General features: G+C 67.4%; 12 protein-coding genes and 1 tRNA gene. 3 read left to right on the plus strand and 10 right to left on the minus strand.

The features are described 5' to 3' along the window. Positions 1 to 31: 31 nt before the first annotated feature. From YWY_RS0108360 to YWY_RS23190, 6 genes are all read right to left on the minus strand, one after another. Positions 32 to 1,396, minus strand: a complete 1,365-nt coding sequence (locus YWY_RS0108360; protein WP_028847245.1) for an MFS transporter — start codon at positions 1,394 to 1,396, stop codon at positions 32 to 34. Positions 1,397 to 1,484: 88 nt separating this feature from the next. Next, complete coding sequence (locus YWY_RS0108365) at positions 1,485 to 2,246, minus strand: SDR family NAD(P)-dependent oxidoreductase (RefSeq protein ID WP_028847246.1); 762 nt, start codon at positions 2,244 to 2,246, stop codon at positions 1,485 to 1,487. 18 nt (positions 2,247 to 2,264) lie between these two features. After that, positions 2,265 to 3,626: an FAD-dependent oxidoreductase gene (locus tag YWY_RS0108370; RefSeq protein ID WP_028847247.1), complete on the minus strand. Its 1,362-nt coding sequence runs from the start codon at positions 3,624 to 3,626 to the stop codon at positions 2,265 to 2,267. 20 nt (positions 3,627 to 3,646) lie between these two features. Then, on the minus strand, positions 3,647 to 5,686 hold the full coding sequence (locus YWY_RS0108375) for an FAD-dependent oxidoreductase (protein WP_028847248.1): 2,040 nt from the start codon (positions 5,684 to 5,686) through the stop codon (positions 3,647 to 3,649). A gap of 27 nt (positions 5,687 to 5,713) precedes the next feature. Then, positions 5,714 to 7,360, minus strand: a complete 1,647-nt coding sequence (gene pruA, locus YWY_RS0108380; protein WP_028847249.1) for an L-glutamate gamma-semialdehyde dehydrogenase — start codon at positions 7,358 to 7,360, stop codon at positions 5,714 to 5,716. Between the two features lie 13 nt (positions 7,361 to 7,373). Then, the gene (locus YWY_RS23190) at positions 7,374 to 8,645 is read right to left on the minus strand and encodes an NAD(P)/FAD-dependent oxidoreductase (RefSeq protein WP_028847250.1); all 1,272 of its coding nucleotides are present in this window, start codon (positions 8,643 to 8,645) and stop codon (positions 7,374 to 7,376) included. A 526-nt stretch (positions 8,646 to 9,171) separates the two neighbouring features. On the opposite strand from YWY_RS23190, the gene YWY_RS20960 reads away from it, so the two are divergent. Then, the gene (locus YWY_RS20960) at positions 9,172 to 9,888 is read left to right on the plus strand and encodes a GntR family transcriptional regulator (protein ID WP_084609115.1); all 717 of its coding nucleotides are present in this window, start codon (positions 9,172 to 9,174) and stop codon (positions 9,886 to 9,888) included. Positions 9,889 to 9,921: 33 nt separating this feature from the next. Here the strand turns inward: YWY_RS20960 and YWY_RS20965 are convergent, their stop codons facing one another. Beyond that, a complete protein-coding gene (locus YWY_RS20965) occupies positions 9,922 to 10,629 on the minus strand; it encodes a TetR/AcrR family transcriptional regulator (RefSeq protein WP_051310060.1) in 708 nt (235 codons plus the stop codon). A 49-nt stretch (positions 10,630 to 10,678) separates the two neighbouring features. On the opposite strand from YWY_RS20965, the gene YWY_RS0108400 reads away from it, so the two are divergent. After that, positions 10,679 to 11,839 (plus strand): hypothetical protein, encoded by a 1,161-nt coding sequence (locus YWY_RS0108400; protein ID WP_028847251.1) that lies wholly within the window; start codon positions 10,679 to 10,681, stop codon positions 11,837 to 11,839. Here YWY_RS0108400 and YWY_RS0108405 read toward each other — a convergent pair. After that, positions 11,820 to 12,554: a LysE/ArgO family amino acid transporter gene (locus tag YWY_RS0108405; RefSeq protein WP_342665103.1), complete on the minus strand. Its 735-nt coding sequence runs from the start codon at positions 12,552 to 12,554 to the stop codon at positions 11,820 to 11,822. The genes YWY_RS0108400 and YWY_RS0108405 overlap by 20 nt on opposite strands. Here YWY_RS0108405 and YWY_RS0108410 point away from each other — a divergent pair. Beyond that, positions 12,543 to 13,430: a LysR family transcriptional regulator ArgP gene (locus YWY_RS0108410; RefSeq protein ID WP_028847253.1), complete on the plus strand. Its 888-nt coding sequence runs from the start codon at positions 12,543 to 12,545 to the stop codon at positions 13,428 to 13,430. The genes YWY_RS0108405 and YWY_RS0108410 overlap by 12 nt on opposite strands. A gap of 289 nt (positions 13,431 to 13,719) precedes the next feature. Here YWY_RS0108410 and YWY_RS0108415 read toward each other — a convergent pair. Together YWY_RS0108415 and YWY_RS20970 are read right to left on the minus strand one after the other, a co-directional pair. Beyond that, a tRNA-Pro gene (locus tag YWY_RS0108415) sits at positions 13,720 to 13,797 on the minus strand. Between the two features lie 106 nt (positions 13,798 to 13,903). Continuing rightward, entirely contained in the window at positions 13,904 to 15,457 is a 1,554-nt protein-coding gene (locus YWY_RS20970; protein ID WP_051310062.1) for an MDR family MFS transporter, read from the minus strand. Positions 15,458 to 15,511 lie beyond the last annotated feature (54 nt).

Raw genomic sequence — 15,511 nt, forward strand, 5'->3', positions numbered from 1 at the left:
CGGCACCGATTCCGTGCCCGGATTCCACCGGTCAGCCGATCGCCGTCTGCGGATCGGCCATGGGCCGGGCGTCGACCCGAGCCGCTTCACCCAGCGTGCGTCCTTTGGTTTCCGGAGCCCAGGCGATGCACACCAGCAGGCCGGCGGCGGTGATGACGGCGCCGAGCATCATGGTGGTGCCCAGTCCCAGGTGCGTCAGGCTGTAGGGCAGCAGGTAGGTGCCGATCGCGGCGCCGATCCGGCTGGCCGAAGTCGCGATGCCAACCGCGGTGCCCCGGATCTCCGTAGGGAACAGCTCGGTCGGATACGCCCACTCCAGGATGTTCGGACCGCCGGAGAACAGCGCGTACGCGCAGAAAGCCACCACCACGACCCACGGGGCCGCGTCAGGCACGACACCGAGGACGGCCAGCGGCACGGTCATCAGCGCGAACGAGTAGATGATCAGTCGGCGGCGTCCGATGCGGTCGATGAGCCAGATGGCAGGGAACAGGCCCACCAAGAACACGACGCTGATCAGGACCTGGCCGAGCAGGGATTGCTCGGAGATCTTGAAGGCAGCGAGGATGGTGGGCCCGTACGTGTAGAGCGCAAACAGCGGGATGATCTGGAAGGTCCAGAACAGGGACACGAACAGCGTCCGCTTGAGGTACCCGCTCTTGAAAGCGCTCCAGAAGGTCATGCCGCTCGGCGACTCGTCGGAGATGAGCGCGTCCAACTCGGCGTCGGTGCACTCGTGCCCGAGCGAGGTGCTGATGACCTCGCGCGCCTTGTCCCGCTCACCGTTGGCCACCAGCCACCGCGGCGATTCCGGGGCATGCCGCCGCGCGATCATGATGACCACGGTCGGCACGGCGGCACTCGCCAGCACCCACCGCCACGAGTCGTCGCCGAGCAGCTCGACCATGCCGTAGCCGACCACCGTCGCGGCACAGGCGCCGGTGAACCACCACGCCATCAACTGCCCCATTGCGCGCCCACGTTCCTTGCGGGGCAGCCATTCAGACAAGATCGCCGTGGCGATCGGATAGTCGGCGCCGATGGCGATGCCGAGCACCAAGCGCAAGACGATCAGCTGCCAGCCCTCCTGCACGAACAGGCACAGCGCAGAACCGATCGCCAGCGCCGCCAGATCCACCGTGTACATCAGCTTGCGGCCGATGATGTCGGTGACCCGGCCGAACGCCAGACCGCCGACGAACAGGCCGACCAGCGCCGCAGCGCCGACCAGGCCCAACTCGGTCTCGTCCAGACGCAGCTGCTGCTGAATGAGCGCACTGACCACGCCGATGTTGGTCAGCACGTAGCCGTCCACGAACGGCCCACCGGCGCTGAGCAGAACCATTCTCCGGTGGAACGAACCATATGGTGCTTCGTCGATCACTGACTGAGCCATGGCATTCTCCGAAGGTGCCGAAACAGGAAACCGACAACGGGAAGCTGCGCGAGGACTCTCGGCAGGCATGACGTCACGGCGAGCGGCCTCACCTCGCCGGGGTCCACGGATTACGGGTGCCGACCGTCCATCCACCGTCCACGACGATCTCCGCTCCGCTGCAGTAGGAGCTGTCGTCGGAGGCGAGGAACGCCGCGACCGCGGCGATTTCCGCGGGCTGTCCGATACGGCCGAGCGGTGCCTTGGCGTACTCCTCTGGCACCACGCCGCCCGGCGCGCCCATCTCGGTGGACACGCCGCCGGGATGGATCATGTTGACCCGGATTCCGAGCGGACCGAACTCACCGACCGCGGCCTTGGACATGGCCAGCAGGGCCGACTTGGTCGAGGCGTATGCGGCGGTGTAGTCCAGCGGCGCATACGCCGAAATCGACACGATGTTGACGATGGAGCCGTGACCGATCTCCGCCATGTGCGGGGCCAGGGTCTGCATGCCCAGGAAGACCCCGATCTGATTGACGTCGATCAGTTTCCGGTACGTCTGCAGTGGCGTTTCGGTGATCGGCCCCTGGTGGTAGATCCCGGCGTTGTTGATCAGCACGTCCACGTACCCGAAGGCCGATTTCGCGGTGGCCAATGCGGCTGACCACTGATCCGGGTCACTGACGTCCAGGTGCACCGAGATCGCTCGATCGGCGCCGAGGTCGGCCGCGACCTTGTTCGCTTCGACATCCCGGACATCGGCGATCACGACCTTCGCTCCGCGTTCGACGAACAGGCGTGCTTCGGCCTCGCCTTGTCCACGGGCCGCGCCGGTGATCAGGGCAACCTTGCCGGTGAGTTCGGCCATGGCTGTCTCCGCTCGGAATCACGAGGCGATCGACGTCGCGGGGACCGCGAGAGCGCTGAGGATGTCCTGGGCGGCGGCGAATCCCGATTGCACGGCCGTCTCGGTGTACCAGGTGCCGAGATAGTCCCCGGCGAGCATGATGCGGCTGGAACGCCGGGTGAGCGTTGGCTGGAGTTCGCCGCGCCGCGGGAAGCAATAGGCCAGGCCCTGCGGCCATCGCTGTACATGCGCCTCTTCCACCAGGGACGGAAAGCCCGGGAAGATGTCGTCGAGATCCCGGTAGTAGACGTCGAGAATCTCGTCGTCGCTTTTGTCCAGCAGCGCCCGGGCCAATTGGGCGGGCGAGAACACCATGATGCTGCTGCCCCGGCCACGCGACCGTTCGATCGCCCGGATGGTGTTGGACATGTTGAAGAACACGTTGAAGGCCCGCTTCGGTGTCGCGATCGCATAGGCGTCGTCCCACACCTGGGGCGTGGACTCGTTGGTCAAAATGGCGACCGAGACGTACGGGCCGTACACGATCTTGCTCAACGCCGCACGGACGTCGGCTTCCAGATCCGGGGCGATCCGGTGCGCGATCGGAGCGGGAATGGCCAGCACGGCGTACCGGGCCTTGATCTCGTGCTCCTTGCCCGCGTGCTGGTAGCGCACGACGACGTGGTCCTTGGCGTGCACGACCTCGTGCGCTTCCGCCTGGAGTTTCGCGGCAGGTCCGAGGCTGGCGCCGAGCGTCTCGGTCAGCGTCGACGGCCCGCCGACGATGTTCCGGGAGAGTCCGCCGGTACGGCTCCACACCAGCTGGAAGTAGCCGACTCCGGCACCGGCCGAGATCTGCTCCGGATCACCCGCCGATCGGCTGACAGTAGGCCGGAACAACGCGTCGGCGTCGGCCGGGAGCTGCCCGACGAAGTCGGTGAAGGTGCGATCTCCGAGGAAGTCGTAGATGCGCTGCTGCCGGACGCGGTAGTCCTCACCGTCTCGCGGCGCGCAGACCTTGCTGTACCTCATCACGGCGAGGCGGACCTTGATGCCCGCCCTGACCACGGCGGCCCGATCTCGCCAGGACATCGGCACCCGGAACGGATAGCTGGCGACCGGTCCGGACGTGATCACCTTCCCGTTCATGGCCAGGCCGGTGAGGGTGCCGGGCACCGGTACCGAGTCGATGCCGATGGCGTCCGTCAGGGCCCCGGTGGCGGAGCCTGGCCCGTTGTAGACGTGCGCTCCCCAGTTCAACCAGTAGGGGCCGCGGCGTTCGGACCGGATACGACCGCCGAAGCGGGTGCCCTTTTCGAGCAGGAGGATGTCGCGGTGACGCAAGCGGTGCGCCGCAGCCAGGCCGGCGAGGCCACCTCCGATGACAACTGCGTCGTACACTTCGGTTCCTTTCGACCGGGTCAGATCGCCCAGCACAGGCGGTAGGCGTCCAAGATCGCCGCGTGAATGTTGCGGCTGGTCACGGCGTCGCCGATGCGGAAGAGCTGGAAGGAACCGGACTCGTTCCGCACGATGCGTTGCGGCGACAGGCTGATCAGCGCCGGGTAATCGACGGCTCCGTGATTCACCGACAGGTCCTTGAGGTCGAAGTAGAGGTTGTCCACCGGCACGGTGCCGTGCTCGACCACGACCTGGTCGACGATGCGCGTCTCGGTGGCTTGCGAGTACTCGTTCACCAGCGTCGCTTTGATGCGCCGGTCGCTGGTTCGCTCCACGGCCACCACGCGCGTGTTGAGCGTCGTGGTCACCGAGTGGTCGGCGAACACTGTCAGGTATGCGGGATAGTTGGTGCTGCCGACCAGCGGGGCGACGGTGCGTTCGGGAGTGACGATCTCGAGATCCGCGCCGGAGGTGGCGATCATCTCGGCCGCGCTCATCCCGGGGTGATCGCCGTTGTCGTCGTACAGCAGGACCGACTGCTTCGGCTTCGCCTCCCCGGTCAGGATCTGCCAGCTGTCCGTCACCAGATCCGCGGGCCCGTCCACACCACCGGTGTTCGGGATTCCACCGGTGGCAACGATGACGACGTCGGGATCCTCCGCCAGCACGTCGTCCGACTCGGCGACGGTGTTGTAGTGGATCTTCACCCCGAGGCGTTCGCATTCCTGCACGCGCCAGTCGACGATGCCGATCAGGTCACGCCGCCGGGGAAGACGGGCGGCGACTGCAACCTGTCCACCCGGCTGGCTGTTGGCCTCGAACACGGTCACCGAGTGGCCGCGCTCGGCCAGCACCCTGGCTGCCTCCAGGCCGGCGGGGCCCGCACCCACGACGACCGCGGTCTTCGGGCTGCTGCTCGGCTCGATGGTGTGGGGCAGCTGGAACTCCCGTCCGGTCGCCGCATTGTGCACGCAGAGGGCGTCCGCCCCCTCGTACACCCGGTCGATGCAGTAGCCGGCACCCACGCACGGCCGAATACGGTCTTCCTCCTTGGCAGCGACCCGCCGCATCACATGCGGATCGGCCATGTGCGCCCGGGTCATGCCGACCATGTCGAGCAGACCTTCTGCGATGGCGTACCGGGCCGTCGCCAGGTCGTTGATCCGCCCGGCATGCATGACCGGAACGTCCAGCGCCCGTTTCACCTCTCCGGCGAACGCGAGATGGGCCGCGGCCGGGGTGCCCATCGGGGCGATGACCCTGGACAGGTTGTTGTCGGTGTCCAAACTGCCCCGGATCACGCTGAGAAAGTCGATCCCCTCCGCGACCAGGCGGCGCGCGATCTCGATTCCGTCGCCGGCGGTGAGGCCGCCGGGTCGCGCTTCGTCGACGGCCATGCGCAGCCCGACGACGAATTCGTTGCCCACGCGGCGCCGGATGGCTCGGATCACCTCGATCGGAAACCGCAGGCGACGCTCGAAGTCCCCGCCCCATTCGTCGTCGCGATGGTTGGTCGCCGGGGACCAGAACTGATCGAGCAGATGCCCGTTGGCCATGAGCTCGATGCCATCCATTCCGCCCGCCCGGCAGCGCTCGGCGGCGTCCGCGTAGGCGGCGACGATCCGCTCGATGTCCCAGTCCTCGGCGACTTTCGGGAAGGCCCGGTGCTGGGGTTCTCGGTCGCCCGATGCCGAGACGACCGGCAGCCAGTCGCCCGCGTAGTTGCTGGTGCGGCGGCCCGCATGGGTCACCTGACACATGACCAGCGCACCGTGCTGGTGCACCGCGTCCGCGATCGCAGCCAGATACGGGACCACCTCGTCGCGATACAGCGCGATGTTGTTGACGAAGGCGGGTGAATCGGGGGCGACGCACGCCGCGCCACCCATCATGGTCAGCGCAAGACCGCCTTTGGCCTTCTCCTCGTGGTACCGGAGATACCGCTCCTTCGGCATCCCGTCCTCGGCGTACGCGGGTTCGTGCGACGTGCTGACCACCCGGTTCCTCAGCCGCAGGTGCTTGAGCCGGAACGGATCGAGCAGCGGATCGGTCGTTGCCATGGGTCTACTCCGTTGCGCGGGTAGGCGTCAGACGCCCATGTACGGGTATCGGTAGTCGGTGTCGGGCGCGAGGTTCTCCTTGATGAACCGACCGCTCACCCACCGCTGCAGGGCCAACGGTGAGCCGATCTTGTCGTTGGTGCCGGACGCCCGGGCACCCGCGAACTGCTGCCTGCCGATCAGCATCCCGGCGCACTTGTCGTTGATCGCCAGATAGCCAGCGGCGTCCCGCAACACGTCCAGTGCCTCGTTGATCGCCTTGCGGTCGGTGGCGTAGACGGATGCGGTCAGACCGTAGGGGCTGGTCCGGTCGGCCAGCTTCAAGGTGTCCAGCCAGTCCCGGTCCTCGTAGACGTACACCGTGAGCAGCGGCCCGAAGAACTCCGTGGTCATGGTGAAGGCCATCGGGTCGGTGGTCTCGAAAATGGTCGGGCGCACGAAGTACCCGACTTCCTTCGACGTGGTCCCACCGGCCACCACCGTGTGGGTTCCGGACGAGTTCGCCCGCGCGATGGCGTCGGCCAGGCGGTCGTGCGCGGCCTCGTCAATCACCGCGCCGAGGAACGTGCGGTGGTCAGCGACGTCACCTACCACGAGCGATTCGGTCTGCTCGGCGAGCCGGTCCTTCAACCGCTTCCAGATGCTGCGCGGGATGTAGGCGCGCGACGCGGCCGAGCATTTCTGTCCTTGGAATTCGAACGCGCCCCTGGTCAGACCGGTGAGCAGGGCCTGCAGATCGGCCGACGGGTGGGCGACCACCGCGTTCTTGCCACCGGTCTCCCCCACCAGCCGCGGGTAGTTGCGGTAGATGTCGATGTTCTTGGCGACCTTCTTCCACAGCTCGCGGAACACCTGGGTGGAGCCGACGAAGGCCAATCCGGCGAAGTTCGGGTCGGCCATGGCGACGTCGGTGACGAGCTTGCCATCGCCGTGCACGGTGTTGATGACGCCGGGCGGCAACCCTGCTTCCTCGAAGACCCGCCGGACGACGTCCGAGCTCAACGCGGACTTCTCCGACGGCTTCCACACCACGGTGTTGCCCATCATCGCCGCCATGGCGGGCAGATTGCCGGCGATGTTGGTGAAGTTGAACGGGCTGACGGCGAGCACGAAGCCTTCCAGCCCCCGCTGGTCCAGGTAGTTGTTCTCGCCTTGCACCGAACGGGGCTGCCGGGTGTAGATCTCTTCGGCGTAGTAGGCGTTGTACCGCAGCAGGTCGGCCAGCTCGCACACGCCGTCGATCTCGGCCTGGTGGAACGTCTTGGACTGATTCAGCATGGTGGCGGCGTTGACCTCGTCGCGGTACTTGCCGGTCAACAGCTCGGCCGCGCGCAGGAACACAGAGATGCGTTCCCACCACGGCAGGCGGGACCATTCGTGCCGTGCTTCCAACGCGGCCGTGATCGCGTCGCGGACGTGCTGCTCGTCGGCCAGGCTGAGCCTGCCGATCACTCGGCGATGTTCGTGGGGCACCACGACCGGCATGGACCGCTCAGTTTCGAAGACCTTGTCGCCGATGGCCAGCGGGATCGGCTGGGTGAGCTCGGAAAGCCGCTTGATCTCCGCCTTCAGCGACTCGGCCTCGGGCGAACCCGGCCGGTATTCCCGGACCGGCTCGTTCTGTGGAGCCGGTACGCGGAAGTTTCCTTGCACGGGATGGTTGACACCAATCACGGGGCTGCTCCAATCACACGAGCTCGGGGGTTCGGATACGCACGCCGAAACGGTCGAGACGGAACGGTGTGAGCAGGGCATGCTCGGTTCGCTGGGCGATCTCGCGGGCGGCCAAGGCCCCGGTCACCGGCCCGAGCGTCACGCCGAGCGTGCCGTGCCCGGTGGCGAGGTAGAGGCCTTCGTGGGTGGGCACGGGCCCGATCACCGGCAGGTCGTCCGCGGTCGTCGGGCGGTGACCAACCCACTCGACGTCGATCTCGGTGGGCCGCCAGGTCTTCAGGTAGGACAGTCCTTCGCGGACGACCGTGTCCAAGCGTTTGCGGTCGAGTTCGAAGTCACGGCGTCCGATGTCGAACGTGCCGGACAGCCGGACCGCACCACCGAACGGCGAGCACGCGACCATGCTTTCGTAGAGCTTGAGCGGATGAGAGGGCGCCGTTCCCCGGCCGTAGGCCGTCATGCTGGTGCCCTTCGCAGCTTCCAGCGGAACCGGCACGCCCAGTGGTTTCAGCAGGGCGCGCGATGCGTATCCCGCGGCGACCACGACCTGGTCGGCTTCGAGCTGCCGGCCCTCCGAGGTGTCGACGGTCCATTTCCCACCGGGTCGCGATTGGAGCCGGACGGCCGCATCGTGCTCGATGACCGCGCCGCCGTTGGCTGCCAGGGCTTTCGCCAACCCGGCAGTCAGCGTCTCCGGGCGTACATGCCGCTCTGAGACCAGGTGGACGACTCCCGCCAGGTCCGGGCGGAGGGCAGGATCGAAGGCGACGATGTCCTGGCCGCGGTGGACTTCGATCTCGCCGACGTAGCCCAGCGAGCGCATCCGATCGGTCAGCCGCCGGAACTGCTGAAGATTCGCGGCGCGCTTGAACACCACGGCGAGCCCTTCGGTGTGGTGCTCGAAGGTGACGCCGCGCTCGAGGAGCGAGTCGACGTGCTCATGGGCGTGACGGGCGAGGGCCTGGAGGGCGGCCGTTGCCCGGCTGCTTCGCCTCTTGGAGCAGGCCCGCAGGAACCTCATGACCCAGGAGGCGAAATCCCACTCCAGATGCGGGCGCAGACGTGCCGGGGCTGCAGAGCTGAAGAGGCTACGCACCGCGTCCCGCACCGCGCCTGGCGCGGCCCGGGGGACTGACAAAAACGGCGTGATCCACCCGGCATTGCCAGCCGAAGCTCCTGCGCCCACCGCGCCCGCGTCGAGCACGGTCACCTCGAGACCGAGATCGGACAGCTCGTAGGCACATGCCAGTCCGATGACGCCCGCGCCGATGACCACGATCGTCATCGGGCGGCTCCCGCCAGCTCGCCAGTCACGTAGTACTCCCTTCACATCGGCGCCCGTCGCTCGCGCGGATCAGGCGGCACGTCCTGCACTCCCTAGCGGGCCGGGACATCCGGGGTTCCCCGTCGGCAGTGCTCCGGTCACCGAAACCGAGTCCAAAACACCGCACCTCGGTGCACCCGAATCCCAGGTCCACCCGGCGCTTGCGGGTGCCCCCGAACTCTGGTCACCCGAACTGTCGTTCGGTGCACCCGCACGCCCGTCACCCGATGCGCGGTCCGGACGACCGGGCGCCGGGTGCCATCGACCCGGACTGCCTGTGCTCGGTTCGCCGGTGCCTCGGCCGCCCGAGTCACGGTCGGTTTGCCGGAACGTCGGCAGCCCGGGCCGTGGTCGGGATCCGCCGACCGCGTCCCGAACCGTGGCCCGATCACCCGAACCGGGGTTCGTCACACGGACGACGGTAAATGTGATCACACATCACAGTCAACCCGATGTGATAACAGATCTCGCGCGGTAGGATCGTCTTGTGGCTTACCTACGCGATCCCGGACAGGCGGACCCGGCGGCACCCGTCGTCGCCGCTCCCCTTGCCGATCAGGTTTTCGCGCTGCTCCGCGGATGGATCATCAACGGAGAACTGCTTCCGGGCGACCGACTGCGCATCCGCGATCTGGCCGACCGCGTCGGCACAAGCGTGATGCCGGTGCGCGAGGCGGTACGCAGACTGGTGGAATCCGGCCTCGCCGTGCACGAGCCCTACAAAGGCGCCACCGTGCGCGAACTCGACGTCACCGAGCTCGAACACGCCTACGACGTGCGCATCCTGCTGGAAGGCGAATGCGCTCGGCTCGGCACACGGGCGGCGCCGCTCGTGGTGGCCGACCGTATGCAGGAACACTGGGAGCTGCTCGAGCAGGCTGCCCGGAACGATGACGTCACCGAGGCCCTGCACCAGGACGAACTCCTGCTCGGCGCGCTGTACGAAGCCTCGGGCAATACTGTCCTCGTCGACCTCATCCGGGGCCTGTGGGACAGGTGTCGCCCGTACAAGGTCGTCTGGGCGAGCAAGGCCAGCGAGAAGGGCAACGTCAGCCTGTGGCACTACAAGCCGGACCTCATCGAAGCAGTACGGAATCGGGACAGCGACGCTGCCGCTGACATCGTGCGGACTTCGTACCAGAAGGCCAAGACCGCCATCCGCGAGGCATTGGCGCGCACCAAGTCCAGCGTCGGCCGCGTGTGATCGCCCACCGCCACGCGACGTCGAAGGGTGTGATCACGATCGGTCACTGTCGTCGCGGCTCCCAGATCGGCACCGACCGCCGGACGATCGCATCGCTATTCCGTCCAGAATGACCTCGGCGCCCAGCCTGAACTGCTCGTCGAAATCGTCGAGTTCGACCGGAGCATGCTGGGCGAGCAGCGGAGCGTGAGCCGCAAGATGTTCCGCGACCGCCGAACGGATCTGCTTGTCACCTTCGGGTGTGCGCACCGTGGCCCACCAGGAGCTTTCCGCCGCCGCGAACCCGATCGCGTAGTTGGTGAGTGCGCCGACCGCCGCGACCAGAGTGGCGCCCGTCAGCCCCGCTTCGATCAACGAGGCGTGAAACCGCTCCGAACGACGCAGCGCGTTCGGGCCGATGAGCGGCCGCGTCGACATCAGCGTGGGCATCCAGCGGTGCCTGAGCATGACCTCGCGCATCCGGCACAGCTGTTCCAGCACAGCGTCCCGCCACGGCATACCGTCCGCGGCCGGCTCGATCTCCCCGATCACCGCGTCGAGGGCAAAGTCCAAGACGTCCTCCCGACCCGACACGTACTCGTACACCGACATCGGCGCCACGCCGAGCCGCCGGGCCAACGCACGCATCGAGAAGCCGTCCAGCCCGCTCACGTCGAGCAGGCCGACGGCGGCTTGCACGATGCGTTTCCGGGAGAGCCGGGGCCGGTGAGCGGGTTCCGTTCGGAACCAAACCGAGTCCATGGTTCCACCGTACACCGTACGGAATTCCGTACGACTACTTTCCAGGTGCATGAGCGACGATCAGGACTGGCAGCGCCGCTACTGCTTCCTCGCGTTACGACTGAATCGCCTGCTGCATGGCAGCGCCCTGCTCTACTACGGTCCGGCAGAGTGGCAATCACAGGTGGCGGCAGAAGAGCCCACTGCGGCGGAATTGCTGATCGACGAGGCAGACGAGCTCTTGGCTGACGCAGACTCGCCGCACCTCGTCGCCCATCTCGACGCAATGAAGGCAGTCGCGCGATTCACGACCGGGCAGCCGATGCCCTTCGGCGACCTGGTGGACGCGATCGTCGGCCTGCCGGCGGAGTGGATTCCCGAGACCATCTTCGAACACGCCCACGAACTGCTCGACCGAGCGCTGCCGCCCCGGCACGGGTCCCTGGCGGAGCGCTACCAGGCGTGGCAGCGGCACTACTCGGTCACCGATCTTCGGTTGATGGAACGTCTCGTCCTCAAGACAGATCACGAGTGCCGAGTGCGTACTCGCCGAATCCTCGGCATCGAGCCCGACGACGCCGTCGACTGTCAGGTCGTGCCTGACGCTCATTTCCACTTCGCCGGCCTGTACCGGCCGACCGCGCCGTCGACGATCTTCGTCAACGCCGGCAGACCCTTCAACGTCGCCGATCTGATCTACAACGTGGCCCACGAAAGCCACCCGGGCCACATCGCCGAGACACGCACCAAGATCCGTCGAGCCACCCGCCTCGACCAGCGAATTCGTTTCCTCTTCTCACCGTCTCTCGCGCTCGGCGAAGGCATCGGGCTGGCCGCCGAGTCCGTCATCTTCCCCGGCACCGAAGCGACGGAATGGCTTCGCCACACAGTGCTTCCGGACACCGGGATCGAGTACGACGGAAGCGATGTCGCCGACATCCACCTGGCCAAGAACATGCTGTGGGGTGTGTGGGCCAACACTGCCCTGATGGCCGCCGAGGGCCGGGCGAACGACGACATCGCCGACTATTTGGCGCAGTGGGCGCTCTACGACGACGACGAGATCACCGCCGTGGTTCCCGCCATGAAACCCTCACCGATGTCCGCCTACTACCTGAGCTACTTCCACACCTGGAACCTGGTGCGGCATCTTGCGGCCGACGCCGGAGCCATGTTCAAGCTCCTGACCGAGCACTGGCTTCCTCGGGACGTCACGCGCCTGGTGCGGTGACCCGGGCGAGGACAAGCTTGGCCGCGACCAGGAGCATCGTGGCGGCGACGACGATCTCGAGTAGCTGCCATGCGCGCGGGCGGGCCAGTAGCGGTGCGAGCTTGCGTGCCCCGAACCCGAGGCTGGTGAACCACACGACGCTGGCCGTTGCCGCGCCCGCGGCGAACAACCACCGACCGTCGAGCGCACCGTGGGCAGCGTCGTACGTGGCAGCGATCGAGCCGATCAGCAGCACGGTGTCCAAGTAAACGTGCGGATTGAGCCAGGTCAACGCAACGGTCCGGGCGATGACGCGGCCACGGGACTCCCCCACCGGCCTCCCGTCGGTGGCGATCAACGCGCCCGGAGAGAACGCCCGGCGGAGCGAACTCGCCGCGTACCACAACAGGAACGCGACGCCGAACCAGGTGACGGCGTCGATGAGCCAGTGAGCGTGGGCGACGGCTGTCCCGACACCGGCGACACCGGCAGTGATCAGAACGATGTCGGACACCACGCACACGGCGATCACTGCGGCGGTGTGGCTTCGCGTCATCCCCTGGCGCAGCACGTACGCGTTCTGAGCTCCGATGGCGACGATCAGGGATCCCCCGGTCAGGAACCCGGCACCGAAAGGAACGAGCACGCATTCCACGCTAAGGCGCGATCGGGAACAGTTCAGCGAAAGATTCTTCAGTATTTGAAGCTGTGCTTCACTGAGCTCGTGCGCTTCCACCCCGCCCAGCTCGAAACGCTGCTCGCGATCGCCGAGGACGGATCGTTCGAGGCCGCAGCCCGCAGGCTGCACCTCACCCCCAGCGCGGTCAGCCAGCGCATCCGCGCGCTGGAATCAGCCGCAGGCCAGGTGCTTGTCCGGAGGACGACTCCCGCCGAGATCACCGACGCCGGCGCGCCACTTCTCCGGCTCGCCCAGCAGCTGCGGATGCTGACGGCCGAGGCCGGTGCGGAACTGGGGCACGACGACGTCGTGGAGCTGCGGGTGGCAGTCAACGCCGACTCACTGGCGACGTGGTTCCGGCCGGTGCTGTCCGCCATCGGCCGGCTCCGCAACACTGCACTCCAGCTCGCCGTCGAGGACGAGGGGCATTCCCACGAGCTGCTTCGCCGAGGCGAAGTCCTCGCCGCGGTCACCAAGGAGCCAAGGCCGGTGCAGGGATGCAACGTCGAATTTCTCGGCTCGCTGCGCTACCGGGCTGCAGCATCCCCGGAACTGCTCGCCGAGCATCAGCACGGTGCGGACGTGGACTGGTCCGCCATGCCGATGCTCGTGTTCAACGAGAAAGACCGGCTCCAGGACACCGTCCTCGCCGCCCACCAAGCGTCACGGCCCCGCGTGATCCATCGGGTTCCCAGCTCGGCCGACTTCTTCGAGGCCGTCCGTGCCGGCCTCGGCTGGGGCCTGATTCCTGTCCCCCAGCTCGTCCCCGCTTTGCAGCACGGCGATCTGGTGTGCATTCCTGGCACCGGGCCGGTCGACGTCGATCTGTTCTGGCAGCGGTGGCGTCTGCGCAGCCCGGCACTCGACACGCTGACCGACATGGTCAAGGCGGCCGCTCGATCCGAGATGCACCGGCAGGAAGACAGCGCTTGAACGCCACCCCCTGCTGCCACAAGTGGCCACTTGGGCCGGCCGGAGGGCTCCCCCGTGACCAAGGCTCTGTCCGGTGTGACTGCCCAGTCACCGTCTCCCTTCTGCCGTGAGCGAGACGACCTCGACGCTGTTCTCGCTTGCCCGACATGACCGAGATCAATCTGCGTATCGTCTCGGTCGTGTTCGCACGCCCGGGTGTGCCTGCGGCTCTTGCAGCCTCCGGAGAGCACGAAACCCCCGAACCTACGACCCGTAGATCCAGGGGTTCCGATGTCCTGAGGCGTCTCGATGGTCGGGCTGACAGGATTTGAACCTGCGACCCCTTGACCCCCAGTCAAGTGCGCTAACCAAGCTGCGCCACAGCCCGCCGCACCCCGCGTCCTGGAGTGCGCGCTCCACGATAGCGCACCGGCCGTCGTCGCCGCTGACGCGGGCATCCCTGCGTCGCGCGTCCGCAGCGGCAGCGGAAACGGTCAGCGCGCCGAAGCCGGAACGGACTCGGCCCTTGCCACTTCCTTCGCCGGCGTGGACTCGATGTCCAACGTGGTGCGCAGCCTGATCGGCTTGAGCAGCAGCGCGGCGATCACGCCGACCACCGCGACCGCGGCCGAGATGAGGAAGATGTGCGCGGTCGCGTCCCCGTAGACCGACTGCACCACCTCGCGAACCTGCGGCGGCAACGCCTCGAGGTTCAGCGCGCTGGGCCCGCCCGAACCGCCGAGCGACGCACCGGTCCCGCCGAAGGCCGCGGACAGATCGGCAGTGACCCGGTTGGCCAGCACCGCACCGAGCACCGACACGCCGACGGTGCCGCCGAGCGACCGGAAGAACGTGATGGCGCCGGTGGCCGCACCCACGTCGGACAGCGGAACCGCGTTCTGCACCGCCAGCACCAGGTTCTGCATCGTCATGCCGACGCCGATGCCGACGACGACCATGGCACCGCCGACCTCCCACAGCGGGGTGGCGTGGTCCATCAGGCCGAGCCCCACGAACCCCAGCACCAGGATCGCCGTCCCGGCGATCACGTACGGCTTGATCTTGCCCGTCCGGCTGATCAACCGGCCCGACACGGTGGACGACACCAGCATCCCGGCCATCATCGGGATCGTGAGCAGCCCGGCCTCGGTGGGCGAATAGCCGCGGCCCACCTGGAAGTACTGCCCGAGGAACACCGCGCCGCCGAACATCGCCATGCCCACCGCCATGCTGGCCAGGATGGCCAGTGCGGGCGTCCGTCTGGTCACGATGCGCAGCGGCACGACCGGCTCGGCCACCCGCGCCTCGACCAACACGGCCACCACCAGCAGCGCCACTGCCCCACCTGCCATGGCCGCGGTCTGCCACGACAGCCAGGCGAACGAGTTGCCGACGAAGGACACCCAGATCAGCAGCAGGCTGACACCGGCGGCGATGAGCGACGCCCCCAGGTAGTCGACCGTGGTGTCCGGGCGCCGCACGGTGGGCAGCTGCAGCGTCTTCTGCAGAACGACGAATGCGATCACGGCGATGGGCACGCCGACGAAGAAGCACCACCGCCAGCCGAGCCACGACACGTCCACGATCAGCCCGCCGAGCAGTGGCCCACCGACCGTCGCCAGCGCCATCACGGCGCCCAGGTAGCCGTTGTACTTGCCGCGTTCCCGGGGCGGGATGATCGCCGCGATCACCACCTGGACCAGCGACTGCAACGCGCCGACGCCGAGACCCTGGAACGCGCGGGCCGCGATCAGCTGGCCGACGTTCTGGGACAGCCCGGCGAACAGTGAGCCGAGCACGAAGATGGCGATGCCGATCTGCAGCAGCAGCTTCTTGCTGAACAGGTCGGCCAGCTTGCCCCAGATCGGCGTGCTCGCGGTCATCGCCAGCAGCGTCGCGGTGACCACCCAGGTGTACTGGGTCTGCGAGCCGTTGAGCGAGCCGATGATGCGCGGCAGGGCGATGGACACCACCGTCGAGCTGATCATCGCGACGAACAGGACAAGCAGCAGCCCGCTCAACGACTCGAGCACCTGCCGTCGCCCCATCACCTCTGGTGTGTCCAAATCCGGCTCCTTCCCATCGACGCGGCTGTTCCCCCG

The organism is Thermocrispum agreste DSM 44070, assembly GCF_000427905.1.
Lineage (GTDB): Bacteria > Actinomycetota > Actinomycetes > Mycobacteriales > Pseudonocardiaceae > Thermocrispum > Thermocrispum agreste.